Genomic DNA, 12,378 nt, shown 5'->3' with positions numbered 1-12,378 from the left:
GTACTTCGCTGTGGGGACGGCTGAGGGGGTGCGGCGGGGGATTGTGCGGGCCTACGGGGTGCGGTGGGTGGTGGATCGGGGGGCTGAGGCTGGAGTTCGGGGTGGGTTGCGGGTGGTGGCTCGGGGGCCGGGTGGGGAGGTGCTGTACGAGGTGGTGCGGTGAAGGGCCTTTCTCCGCCCCGGCCCGAAGGGCCTCGTCCTCAATCGCCGGACGGGCTGGAAGAAAGGCTGAAAAGGTCTGGCGCAGCGCGCTTCTCAGCAAGCGGGCTGCCCGTCTTACCCTCGGGCGGGCCAGGCGGCGTACCGCCGGGCTTACCAGGCCTGGCCGTGATGCCTACCGGTTGCCAGCGGATCTGGAGGCGGCCGGGGCCTCGGCCCTCCGGTTCGATGGTTACTTGGTGCGGGGCAGGCGGGCGTAGGCAGCGGGGGAGAGGGTCTCCAGGTAGGGGTTGGTGAGGTCGGCGAAGGAGGACAGCCACTCCTCGTCGCGGTAGGGGAGGTCTCCGGCGTACATCCGGAAGTCGTGCTTGAGGAACTTGTAGTCCTTGTCCTCACGCAGCCCGGCGTGTCCGCTCTCGGTGGGGAAGCCGTCGACGAGGCGCTGGACGTGGACGTGGACGTGGACGCGGTCGCGGACGTTGTCCAGTTTGTGGCGCTGGTTGGAGATCGAGGCCGCTTCCGTGGCTGCGTACGGTGCGATGTGCCAGCGGTACACCGGCTCCGGGATGATCGTGAACTCCTTGGCCAGACAGTACGCCTGCGTCGAGAACAGCTGGTCCTCGTAGTGGATGCCCTCGGGAAACCGCAGGTCGTAGCGGTCCAGGAAGGCGCGGGCGTACATCTTGCTCGGCGACCGGATGCGGCATCCATGTAGTACGGCGGCCGCTGTCCTCCCGGACCCGCACGACCGCCCCATCGCGAAGTCGATCTCCCGCTCGTGGTGGGCCGACAGCGGCAACTCGACCGTGTTGTCCGTCAGTTCGTCGTCGCTGTCCAGGAACATCGCGTACGGCGCCCGGGCGATCTCCAGGGCGCGGTTGCGCGGGGCGCTGCATCCGCCGCTGTTCCGCGGCAGACGGAGGTGACGGATGCGGGGGTCCTGGGCCGCCAGGTGCCGGGCGACTTGCGGGGTTTCGTCCGTGGAGTGGTCGTCGCTGATGATGATCTCGATGTTGGCGTGGGTCTGGCGGCGTACCGACTCCACGGCTCGGGGGAGGCGGGCGGCGTCGTTGAAGACGATGACCGTCACGGTGACGTCCGGAGCCGGAGCCGGAGCCGGAGCAGGGGTCGGGGTCGGGGTCGGAGCCGGGGTCGGGGTCCGGGCACGGGGGACATCCCTGGTCATGCGGCCTCCTCCGGGGTCGGCGCCGGTGTGCGTTCCTCCAACGGGGTGACCGGGGGCAGGGCGTCCTCGCTCTCGCCCAGGAACACCCGCCGTACGACCCGTTCGGCGGCGCGGCCGTCGTCGTACTCGCAGAAACGGCGGCGGAAGGCGGCCCGCGTCTTCGTCGCACCCTCGTCGCGCCAGGCCGTGCTGGTGAGGATCTCGGTGAGTTCGCACTGGGTGCGGGCGACCTGGCCGGGCGGCTCGGCCGGCAGGTCGAAGTAGACGCCGCGCGTGGAGCGGTACGTCTCCCAGTCGTCGGCGTGGACCACGATCGGGCGGTCGAGGTTGGCGTAGTCGAACATGATGGACGAGTAGTCCGTGACCAGCGCGTCCGCGGCCAGGGCCAGGTCCTCGACGGGGTCGTAGGCGGAGACGTCGACGACCCGGCCGGTGCGGCGCAGGGCGGTCAGCGGGGACGGTGTGCCGTCGTAGAAGTAGTGGCCGCGGACCAGCAGGACCGTGTCCTTGCCGAGCTGGTCGGCGAAGGTGGCGAGGTCGAGGCGGGGAGTCCAGCCGGCCTCGTAGTCGCGGTGGGTGGGGGCGTAGAGGATCGCGCGGTGGGCCGGGGGGATGCCCAGGCGGTCGCGGATCGTCCGGATGTCGGCCGCGGTGGCCGTGTAGTAGACGTCGTTGCGCGGATAGCCGTGGTCGAGGGAGACGAAGCGGGAGGGATACGCGCGCTCCCACATCCGGGTGGAGTGGCTGTTCGCGGAGACGCTGTAGTCCCACTTGTCGACACGGGCGAGCAACGCCTCGAAGTCCAGCCCCTTGGCCGCGGCCGGGAACTCCATCTGGTCGACGCCCATGCGTTTGAGCGGGGTGCCGTGGTGGGTCTGGAGGTGGACGGCGTCCGGTCGTTTCACGATCGCGTCGGGGAAGTTGACGTTGTTGACCAGGTACTTGGCCGTGGCCAGCACCTCGCGGTAGCGGCGGGTGCCGGGGAGCACGTGGTCGGTGTGGGGCGGCAGCAGGGCGGCGTTCTCGGGGGCCACCACCCACACCGGGTGGATCTGGGGGGCGAGTTCGGTGAGCTTGGCGGCGATGGCCGCCGGGCTGCACGCGACTCCGCGGTTCCAGTACGCCGCGAAGACGGCCAGGTTGGGGTCGACCGGGCGTGACAGGGCCGTGCGGTAGTGGCGGTCGCCGAGGGCGGCGGCCACCTCGCGCCTATGGGTTCGTACGGCCGACTTCGCGGCGCGGCGGGCGCGGTTGGCGGCCTGGAAGGCGCGGTACCTGGTGTACGCGTTCTCTTCGAGAAGGGCTCGGCGGATGCCCTCGGGGCCGGCGGGGCGGCGGTACCCGGGCGGGCGCAGGCGGACGGCGGCGTCGGCGGTGCGGCGGAAGAACTCCCTGGCCACCGGGTCCGGCATGGGCGTGCGGGCGAAGGTACGCAGACAGTCGCGGACCATGACGTCGTAGAGGACGGCGTGGCAGGGAGAGCGAGGGGCGGTCTCGGGGGCGGCCCGGGACAAGTCGGTGCTGTTCTGGGCGGGGCTTACTGCCAGGGCGAGGGTCAGGAGCTGTTCGTAGCGGTCGACCAGGGCGTAGTGGTTCTCGGGCGGGACCGGCGGCAGGCTCTCGGGGCGCAGTTCGTGGTGTTCGTACGCCACTTGGTTCAGGGCGGCGATGTGGTCGGCGAGGAGGAGCGTGGCGTAGGCGGCGTACGGCTCGTCCGGGGTGGCGAGCCGGGGTTCGTGCGCCTGCCAGAAGGCCGTGCGCAGCGCGCGGTTGCCCAGCAGGGGCGTGATGCGCAGGGCGCTGCGGTCGAGGTCGCCGACGCGGTGCGCGGCGCGGCCCGCGCGGTCCAGCCGGGGGCCGTCCGTGGAGGGGAGTCCGGAGGTCTCCCAGGTGGAGCAGACGTGATCGAAGAGGAGGACGTCCACCTCGTCCGGCAGTTCCGCGGCACGCTCCGCGACCAGGCGCGGGCCGCCGACGGGCAGTCCGTCCTTCGCGTGCACGAAGTGCAGCCAGCGGCCGGTGGCCCGGGCCGCCCCCGCCGACCGGGCCGTGGCGTCGTCCGTCCCGTCCGGCAGGGGCAGCACCAGCATCTCGGGGACGTGGGCCCGGGCCGTCTCCTGGGCCCAGGGGCCGACCGCGGCCACGATCACCTCGACGTCGGGGTGGGGGTGGGCGGCCAGCGAGGCGAGGAGTCCGGTCAGCCGGTCCTGGGTGTTCGGTCCGTGGACGACGACGCTGAGCTCGGGCATCGCGGGACTCCTTCACCTTCTTCATCGCGCCGGGCGCACCCTGTCCGGCCGCCAACCCGAACTAGGAGATAGTTGAACTAATGGGATTAAAGGTGACCCGCGATTGCGCCCTACGAGGGAAGAGGGGCGGGCGCCGGCTTCGACTGGGGCGTCGGTTGGGGCTTCGGGCTCGGCTGGGCCGCCGGCTTGTCGCTCTTGTCGCCGGTGAAGGCCTCGTACTCCTTCAGTACCTCGCTCGTCGGCCCGTCCATCCGCAGCTCGCCGCGCTCCAGCCACAGGACGCGGTCGCAGGTGTCGCGGATCGACTTGTTGTTGTGGCTGACCAGGAACACCGTGCCCGCGTGCTTGCGCAGTTCGCGGATCCGGGCCTCGGAGCGCTTCTGGAACGAACGGTCGCCCGTCGCCAGGGCTTCGTCGATGAGCAGCACGTCGTGGTCCTTGGCCGCGGCGATGGAGAAACGCAGGCGGGCCGCCATGCCGGAGGAGTACGTGCGCATGGGGAGGGTGATGAAGTCGCCCTTCTCGTTGATGCCGGAGAAGTCGACGATCTCCTCGTAGCGCTCCTTGATCTGCTCGCGGGACATGCCCATGGCGAGGCCGCCGAGGTGGACGTTGCGCTCGCCGGTGAGGTCGTTCATCAGGGCCGCGTTCACGCCGAGAAGGGAGGGCTGGCCGTCGGTGTAGATACGGCCGTTCTCGACCGGGAGCAGGCCCGCGACCGCCTTGAGCAGGGTGGACTTGCCGGAGCCGTTGGTGCCGATGAGGCCGATGGCCTCGCCCTTGTACGCCACGAACGACACCTTCTTGACGGCGTGCACCTTGCGCACACCGGCCGCCTTCTCGGCCTGCCCGCGCCGCAGGATGCGGTTGAGGGCGGCGGTGGCGGAGCCGCGGCCGGCGCCGGTGCCGTTGACGCGGTAGACGATGTCGACGCCGTCGGCGATGACGGTGGGGATGGGCTCCTGTGCGAGCTTTGCGTTGTCAGCCACGGCCGTACGTCTCCTCAGCCTTCCAGAAGTAGATGAAGCCGCCGACTCCGGCGAGCAGCGCCCAGCCCGTCGCGATGGCCCACACGTGCGGCGGAAGCTGGTCGCCGTGGAAGCTGTCGATGAGCGCGAAGCGCATCAGGTCGATGTAGACGGCGGCAGGGTTGGCCTGGAGCGCCGACGTCACCCAGGACGGCGTGTCCGTGTGCTTGGCCATCATGTGGCTGATGCTGAACATCACGCCCGACGCGTACATCCACGTACGCAGCACGAACGGCATCAACTGCGCGATGTCCGGCGTCTTCGCACCCATCCGGGCCATGATCATCGCGACGCCGGCGTTGAAGGTGGACTGCAATACCAGCGCCGGGATCGTCAGTGCCCAGGAGGCGGTGATCGGCATGCCGAAGCAGAGCAGGATCACGACCAGGGCCGCCATCGAGAACAGCAGCTGCTGGAGCTGCTGCAACGCGAACGAGATCGGCAGCGCGGCCCGTGGGAAGTGCAGGGCACGTACCAGACCGAGGTTCCCGGAGATCGCGCGCGTGCCCGCCATGATCGAGCTCTGTGTGAACGTCCAGACGAACACGCCCGTCACCAGGAACGGGATGTAGTCCGGCACGCCGCGGCTGGTGCCCATCAGCTTGCCGAAGATGAAGTAGTACACCGCCGCGTTCAGCAACGGCGTCAGCACCTGCCAGACCTGACCGAGCTTCGCCTGGCTGTACTGGGCCGTGAGCTTCGCCGTGGAGAACGCCCCGATGAAATGGCGGCGCGCCCACAGCTCGCGAACGTACCCGGGCAGGGAGGGGCGGGCGCCACTGACCGCGAGTCCGTGCCGGGCGGCGAGGGCCGCGAGGTCGGTTTCGGGGGGTGGGGCCGGGGCCGTGGTGGGCGGTGTGTGGAGGGCCTGGCTCACATCCGCTGCTTTCGTTCGGGGGTTGGGAGGTGGAGTGGGGGTGGGAGGGGCAGGGCTGGGGTCCGGGGAGGGTGCTGCGACGTTCCGTTCTCTTACGTGGCTCTTCACGTTTTCTTACGTCGGGACGGGACCGTATCGTCGCAACGTGAGCGTAGGCCTCGGCGGCGTCGGAACGCAACCGTTTCGTCGTGACGTGTGCGAGGTAACGGTGGGGCCGCGTGGGCGATGCCTCGCCGCAATGTCCCGGTCGGCGGGGCGTAACTGGTTCGTCGGTTCGTCGCTACGGATGCGTCAGGACGAGACCGTCTCGTCCCGTCGCGCGTGACGGCGGCGAGGCCCCGATACGTGGGGGACGCTGCCGTACCGTCGCGACGCCCGCGCGAGAGCCCGTTCGTGGGGACGGGACCGTATCGTCGCTACGCCCTATGCTGTCCGCATGACGACGAACGCCGGCCAGCCCCGGACGAGCCCGCGCCGCCGGACCCCCGCCGGGGCGGCCGTACTCCGCGAGGACGTGACGGAGGCCATCCGGGCGGCTGTCTTCGAGGAGTTGGCGGCCGTCGGCTATGCGCGGATGTCGATAGAGGGCATCGCGCGCCGCGCGGGTGTCGGCAAGACCGCGGTGTACCGGCGTTGGCGTTCCAAGCTGCACCTGGTGCTCGACGTGGTGTCGGCGGTCGCGGTCATGGGGCTGCCGACGCCGAACACGGGCTCCCTGGAGGGCGACCTGCGGATGCTGTACGAGGTGACCTCGCGTGCCCTGCGGCACCCCGTCGTCTCGCAGATCATCCCCGACCTCCAGGCGGAGGCGGCCCGCAACCCGGAGATCGCCGAGGCGCTGCACAAGGCGTTGGAACAGGGCCAGGAGGGAGTCGCCAGCAAGATCCTGGTCGGGGCGGAGCAGCGCGGCGAGGTGCGTGCGGGCCTCGACGACGAACTGGCCCTCGACCTGATCTCGGGCCCGCTGTACTGGCGGATGGTGGTGGCCCGCAGCCCGAAGCTGCCCAAGGGGTATCTGGACGCCCTGGCCCGGTCCACCACGCAGGCACTCAAGGCGCTGTGAGCAGGCTGCGGCCGACGCCGGCCGGCTGACCGGGACGGCGTCAACGCACCCGTACGGTGACCGGGTCAGAGGTGGAACTGCCGGCCGCCGCCCCGCACTGGAAGCGGCGGAAGACGTCCGGGAGTTCGAGCCCGCCGCACTCCAGCGGTGACTCGCCGACGAGTCCGGTCACCTGCGTGTCGTCGGTCGCCTCGCCCGGGTCTCAGCCGCTGCGCCGGCGGCGAAGCGCCCGATCAGTCACGCGCCGCCTCCGGGTGCAGTCGGACCCATCCTTCCCACGCCGAAGCGATCATGTCCTGGACGTCGTGCTTGGCCTTCCAGCCCAGTTCGGTCGCGATGCGGTCGGCGGAGGCGACGACGCGGGCCGGGTCGCCGGGGCGGCGCGGGGTGACGGTCGGGGGGCGGTCGTAGCCGGTGATGGCGTTGATGAGGTCGATCATCTCGCGGACCGAGACGCCCTCCCCGCGGCCGATGTTGAGGGTGAGGGTGTGGCCGGGGGAGGAGCGCAGGGCGCGGGCCGCGGCCACGTGGGCCTCGGCGAGGTCGACGACGTGGATGTAGTCGCGGACGCAGGTGCCGTCGGGGGTCGGGTAGTCGTCGCCGAAGATGCGCGGGGGCGCGTGCTCGGTGAGCTTCTCGAAGACCATGGGGATGAGGTTGTAGATGCCCACATCGGCGAGTTCGGGGGCGGCGGCGCCCGCCACGTTGAAGTAGCGGAGCGACGCCGTCGACAGGCCCGTCGCGCGGCCCGTCGCCCGGACCAGCCACTCGCCCGCCAGCTTGGTCTCGCCGTACGGCGACATCGGCACGCAGGGCGTCTCCTCCGTCACCAGGTCGACGTCCGGCATGCCGTACACCGCCGCCGAGGAGGAGAAGACGAAGGACGGCACGTCGGCCGCCGTCACGGTCTCCAGCAGGACGCGCAGGCCCTCGACGTTCTCCCGGTAGTAGTGCAGCGGGAGGTCGACCGACTCGCCGACCTGCTTCTTCGCCGCCAGGTGGACCACGCCGGTCACGCCGTGGTCCGCGAGGGCGCGGGCGACGCGCTCGCCGTCCAGGGTCGAGCCCACGACCAGCGGGACGCCGTCCGGCACGCGGTCGGCGATGCCGGTGGACAGGTCGTCGTACACCACGGCGTCCTCCCCCGCCTCGGTCATCGCCCGTACGACGTGCGCTCCGATGTAACCGGCGCCGCCGGTGATCAGCCAGGTCATGTGCGGCCGTCCCCTCGTGACAAGTGAAATCAGTGACAGTGAAGCAGGCGGCGGAGTCTGCCGCGGACAACCGACATGACACCCCGCGAACCGGGGGCGACGCGTAGTGCCAACGCTCCTGAGTGGGTGGCGTACGGCTGGACGAGTACCACGGAGTGACCCGCGCCGATCGCGACGCGCCGGCGCAGCAGACCGGCGCCCGCCACCGCGTGCGCCGTGACCTCGCGGTACGCGCCACCCCGGAAGCCCACGCGCAGCCGGAGATCCCACGTGCCCGCCCTGAAGGCGGCCCAGTCCACCGTCACCTCGACCGACCGGACACCGTCTCCGTCAGCCGGGCACGACCCGAGCGCCACCCTCGTACACGCCTCCGCCGCCACCCCCGTCTCCCGGCACCGCCACTCCACCTCCAGCGCCTCCGGCCCCGCCTGCGCCACCCTGCCGTACAGCTCGTGCAGGCGCAGCCGCAGCAGGGCGGTACGCGCGCGTGGGCGCAGTTCCGCGTCGACGGCGAGGGGGAGGACGTGGACCGGGCGGGTCAGCAGCGGCTCCAGGGTGACCTCGGGCAGGTCGGCCGACCAGACGGGGGTGCCGTCGGCGGAGCGGGCGTACGGCGGCAGGAGGCGGGCCGGGCGGGAGGCCAGGTCCCTCAGGCGGGGGAGGTCGCGGGGCTCGGGGGAGGCCAGGACGACACGGCCGATGAGGCGGCCGGGCGCGGTGGGGTTGTGGGCCCAGTCGGACGCGTCGTACTCCGCGAGACACGCGCGCGTGTGCGCCCACCACGCGCGCTGGTACCGCTCGTCGTGCAATCCCAGCTCACGGGCGTACATCCGCAGCTCGTGGTCGAGGAACTTGGTGCGTGCCGCCCGCGCGAGCTCCTTCTGCCCCGCGCCCAGCAGGATCTCGTACGCCAGCCGGCTCGCCTCCGTGCGCGCCCGCCAGTTGGCGATGTCGGCGCGGTCCAGGGAGATCGACAGCCGGTCGGCCGAGCGGCGCACATGCCAGACGTACACCCGGTCGGGGACGAGGGCCAGGCGCGGCCGGGCGGCGAGCACGCGCGCGGTGAAGACGAAGTCCTCGTAGGGGAAGCGGCCTTCGGGGAAGCGGATGCCGTTCTCGCGCAGGAAGTCCGTGCGGTAGAGCTTGTTCACGCAGAGGGTGTCGTGGACCAGACGCGGCCGCTGAGCGGGGTGCTCGAAGACGGCGTGCGTGGCGTAGAGGGGCGCCTGCCAGGGCACTTCGCGCCGCCCGGGCAGCTCCCGCCGCACACACAGACCGCCCGCCACCTCCGCGTCCGCCCCCGTCGCCGCCGCGAGCAGCGTGTCCACCGCGCCCGGCGGCAGTACGTCGTCGCTGTCAAGGAACATCACATACGGCGTGGTCACCCGGTCGAGCCCGGTGTTGCGCGGGCTGCCGCAGCCGCCACTGTTGACCCGGCGCCGGACCACCTTCAGGCGTGGCTCGGTCGCGGCGAGGCGGGCGAGCAGGTCCACGCTGCCGTCCGTCGAGCAGTCGTCGACGGCGACGACCTCCCGGACGACGGGGCCCTGCGCCAGTGCCGAGCGGACCGCGGTCGTCACATGTGCGGCGTCGTTGTAGCCGATGACGATGACGCCGACCTGGGGGGCGCGCGCGGTGCTGGGGGCGTGAGCGTGCATGGAGGCCACGTTCCGGAATCGTAGGAATGATGCGCAATCGCCCGTTAGGGGGACTTGGGGCGCGTTCCGGAAGACGACGGGAGTTGACGGCGGGTTCATTCGCGGGCAGCGGCGTTTCGGAGGCGGCGGCCTCGTCAGCCCCTATGGCTCCGCGCGCGTCGGCCGGCTATGCGCCGTGCCCCGCTGCTGCCTCCGCCGCCTCCGCCGCCGCGGCGGCGTCCAGTGCCTCGGTGAGCTGGTCCAGCCGTGCCCGCAGCGCGCGGATCTCGTCCACGTCGAAGCCCGTCGCGGTGGCGATCCGGCGCGGCACCTGAAGGGCGCGCTCGCGCAGCGCGGTGCCCTCGTCCGTCAGCCGCACCTCCACCGAGCGCTCGTCGCGGACGCTGCGCTCCCGGCGTACCAGGCCCGCCGCCTCCAGTCGCTTGAGCAGCGGCGACAGGGTTCCGGAGTCCAGGCGCAGGTGTTCGCCCAGCTTCTTCACGGGCAGGTCGCCGTGCTCCCACAGCACCAGCATCACCAGGTACTGCGGGTAGGTGAGTCCGAGGTCCTTCAGGACCACGCGGTAGACGCCGCCGAAGGCGCGCGACGCGGCGTTCAGGGAGAAGCAGATCTGCTGGTCGAGGCGGAGCCAGTCGGCCGTGGGCGTGGTCGTCATGGTTCCAGGGTAGCTCGTGCCCATCATTTAGTTGTACCCAATTGAATTGTGTGCTCTACTTGTGTTCGCACGGCGGCCGACGACACAGCCGCCGGACGTGACTCGACTCGAGAGGGATGGTTTTCCATGGACGCGCTCTACACCGCTGTCGCCACCGCCACCCACGGCCGCGAGGGCCGCGCCGTCACCAACGACGGCAAGATCGACCTCGCGCTGGCCATGCCCGTGGAGCTCGGCGGCAACGGGCAGGGCACCAACCCGGAGCAGCTCTTCGCCGCCGGGTACGCCGCCTGCTTCGGCAGCGCCCTCGGCCTCGTCGGCCGCGCGGCCAAGGTCGACGTCTCCGACGCCGCCGTCACCGCCGAGGTCGGCATAGGCAAGCAGGGCGAGGGCTTCGGCCTGAAGGTGACGCTGCGCGTGGAGCTGCCCGACGCCCTGGACGAGGAGACCGGCCGCAAGCTGGTCGAGCAGGCCCACCAGGTCTGCCCCTACTCCAACGCCACCCGAGGCAACATCGACGTCGACCTCGTCATCGAGTAACCGCACCCCGGACCGGCGGTCACCCGATCCGCGCCAGTACCTCCCCCGTCTCCCGGCTCCACGCCACCACCACCGCCTCCTCCGGCACCCGCTTGAACCGCGTCAGCAGCAGCCAGCGCGCGTGGTGGCGCCGGGCGACGGCCGTGCGCTCGGCGCGGGTCGAGTCCGGGGAGAGGTAGGCGCGGACATCGGCGAGCCGCCGCTCCCGTTCCCGCTCGTCCAGGGCGGGGTCGGGCCAGATCGGCGCGGCGAGGTTCGGCCCGTAGCCAGGGAGGGAGCGGGGCGCGAAGTGCCCGTCGGAGATGACCACCTCGCCCTTCCCGACATGCCGTGCCACCCACGCGTACGACGGCCAGAGCGACGGCTGCTCCAGGCCGATCGGGTCCAGTGCGCGCGGCACGACCGCCCCGCCCTGCGCGGTGAGGAACCCGGCACACGCCCCGACGGCGGCCGCCCCGCCCAGCACCTGCCGCACCCTGCCCCACGGCCGGGGTGCCGCCAGTTCCACGGCCAGCGCGAACTGCAACGGCACGAGGGTGAGCCCGAGGATCCTGCCGTACGTGTAGTGGCCGCTGACCCAGCCGTACGCCACCACCAGGCAGTCGAGGGCGAACAGCAGCACCAGCGGATCCCGCCAGGAATCCCGCCGCCACCGCAGCCACAGCGCCGGCAGCCCCAGCAGCGCCAGCCAGAACTGCCCGCCGAGGTCCTCGTACAGCCGCTGGTGCATCCAGTCCACGCTGTCGTCCCCGGCCAGCGCGAACACGTCGAAGTACGGCCAGCATCCGGCGACCAGCACCGCAGTACCCGCCATCGCCCCCCATCGCACCACCACGGCGCCCCGCGCTCCGCCCCGCGCCCTGCGCCTCCACCCACGCTGCCACCCGGCGACGAACGCCATCGCCCCCAGCACCGCCGCCACCGCGGTGATCGGATGGATCAGCAGGATCAGCCCGTACAGCGCGCCCAGCCCCACGTACCCGGCAAGACCCGGCAGCCCGCTCGGCCCGACGTACCGGACCACCCCCCGTTCCGGTCCCTCCTCCTGCTCCTTCCCCTGCTCCTTCCCCTGCTTCTTCCCCTTCCCCTTCCCCTTCTCCTGCCCCGGTCCCAGTCCTTGCCCCCGTGCCCGCGCCCCCGTCAGCGCCCACGCCCAGAAGGTCAGCCCGATGGCGAAGGCCGACGGGTAGCCGAGGTTCCCGGTCATCGACATCAGGTTCAGATAGCCGCTCCACCACGCCCGCTCGGTCCCCCACAACAGCGTCATCGCCCCCAGCGCGAACACCGGCGCCCACGGCCTCGGCGTCAGTACCCGCACGAGACGGCCGGTGCCGGTCAGCAGCACGAGCAGGTTCAGCACACCGGTCAGCCGCACCACCTCCCAGCCGCCCAGCCCCGTCAGCCGGGCGAACGCGCCCTGCGCGACCGCGTACGGCGAGTAGTACGGGCTGCCCGCGCCCGGCAGGTCCGCCATCGGGTGCCGCGGGTGGAGCAGGTTCGCCTTGAGGCGTTCCACCACCGCCGCGTGCTGGCCCGCGTCGCAGCACAACGGCACGGCCCAGTACGCCAGCAACATCACCAGGAAGAAGGCGAAGCCGAAGACCTGGTACGGCGTAGGACGCCAACTGCGGCCGCCGCGCAGGGCACTCGCGCCGCGCACGGTCCTCCGGACGAGGACACCGGCGGAGGCACCCGCGGCTCTGGTCGTGGAGTCTGTGTGGGTTTGAGGCATTTGCCGAATGTTCCCTG

Annotated in this window: 9 protein-coding genes and 2 pseudogenes; 2 read left to right on the top strand and 9 right to left on the bottom strand. The window is 71.6% G+C overall.

All coding sequences use genetic code 11. The features are described 5' to 3' along the window. Nucleotides 1–394 precede the first annotated feature (394 nt). From KUM44_RS27515 to KUM44_RS27500, 4 genes and pseudogenes are all read right to left on the bottom strand, one after another. Nucleotides 395–1,345, bottom strand: a pseudogene (locus KUM44_RS27515) (glycosyltransferase family 2 protein); the annotation flags it as partial. After that, a complete protein-coding gene (locus KUM44_RS27510; RefSeq protein ID WP_217212102.1) occupies nucleotides 1,342–3,594 on the bottom strand; it encodes a CDP-glycerol:glycerophosphate glycerophosphotransferase in 2,253 nt (750 codons plus the stop codon). The pseudogene KUM44_RS27515 and the gene KUM44_RS27510, both read right to left, overlap by 4 nt. A 110-nt stretch (nucleotides 3,595–3,704) precedes the next feature. Then, entirely contained in the window at nucleotides 3,705–4,583 is an 879-nt protein-coding gene (locus tag KUM44_RS27505; RefSeq protein WP_217212101.1) for an ABC transporter ATP-binding protein, read from the bottom strand. Continuing rightward, on the bottom strand, nucleotides 4,576–5,499 hold the full coding sequence (locus tag KUM44_RS27500; RefSeq protein WP_217212098.1) for an ABC transporter permease: 924 nt from the start codon (nucleotides 5,497–5,499) through the stop codon (nucleotides 4,576–4,578). The genes KUM44_RS27505 and KUM44_RS27500 overlap by 8 nt, the downstream gene beginning before the upstream one ends. Nucleotides 5,500–5,935: 436 nt before the next feature. Here KUM44_RS27500 and KUM44_RS27495 point away from each other — a divergent pair, with 436 nt between their 5' ends. After that, nucleotides 5,936–6,562 (top strand): TetR/AcrR family transcriptional regulator, encoded by a 627-nt coding sequence (locus KUM44_RS27495; RefSeq protein ID WP_217212096.1) that lies wholly within the window; start codon nucleotides 5,936–5,938, stop codon nucleotides 6,560–6,562. Between the two features lie 79 nt (nucleotides 6,563–6,641). On the opposite strand, the pseudogene KUM44_RS27490 reads toward KUM44_RS27495, so the two are convergent. The 4 genes and pseudogenes from KUM44_RS27490 to KUM44_RS27475 all read right to left on the bottom strand — a co-directional run. Next, nucleotides 6,642–6,764, bottom strand: a pseudogene (locus KUM44_RS27490) (ADP-ribosylglycohydrolase family protein); the annotation flags it as partial. Nucleotides 6,765–6,795: 31 nt separating this feature from the next. Next, the gene (gene galE, locus KUM44_RS27485) at nucleotides 6,796–7,776 is read right to left on the bottom strand and encodes a UDP-glucose 4-epimerase GalE (RefSeq protein WP_217212094.1); all 981 of its coding nucleotides are present in this window, start codon (nucleotides 7,774–7,776) and stop codon (nucleotides 6,796–6,798) included. Between the two features lie 29 nt (nucleotides 7,777–7,805). Then, complete coding sequence (locus KUM44_RS27480) at nucleotides 7,806–9,434, bottom strand: glycosyltransferase family 2 protein (RefSeq protein ID WP_217212092.1); 1,629 nt, start codon at nucleotides 9,432–9,434, stop codon at nucleotides 7,806–7,808. Nucleotides 9,435–9,600: 166 nt separating this feature from the next. Beyond that, nucleotides 9,601–10,089, bottom strand: a complete 489-nt coding sequence (locus tag KUM44_RS27475) for a MarR family winged helix-turn-helix transcriptional regulator (RefSeq protein WP_217212090.1) — start codon at nucleotides 10,087–10,089, stop codon at nucleotides 9,601–9,603. Between the two features lie 126 nt (nucleotides 10,090–10,215). On the opposite strand from KUM44_RS27475, the gene KUM44_RS27470 reads away from it, so the two are divergent. Continuing rightward, nucleotides 10,216–10,629, top strand: coding sequence for an organic hydroperoxide resistance protein (locus KUM44_RS27470; RefSeq protein WP_217212088.1), 414 nt, complete (start codon nucleotides 10,216–10,218; stop codon nucleotides 10,627–10,629). Between the two features lie 19 nt (nucleotides 10,630–10,648). On the opposite strand, the gene KUM44_RS27465 is transcribed toward KUM44_RS27470, so the two are convergent. Then, entirely contained in the window at nucleotides 10,649–12,361 is a 1,713-nt protein-coding gene (locus KUM44_RS27465; protein ID WP_217212086.1) for a hypothetical protein, read from the bottom strand. Nucleotides 12,362–12,378 lie beyond the last annotated feature (17 nt).

Origin of the sequence: Streptomyces sp. AC550_RSS872, assembly GCF_019049285.1 — a bacterium.
In the GTDB taxonomy this organism is placed as follows: domain Bacteria; phylum Actinomycetota; class Actinomycetes; order Streptomycetales; family Streptomycetaceae; genus Streptomyces.
Note: the sequence above shows the minus strand (reverse complement) of the source record. Positions and strands in the feature narration are given on the sequence as shown.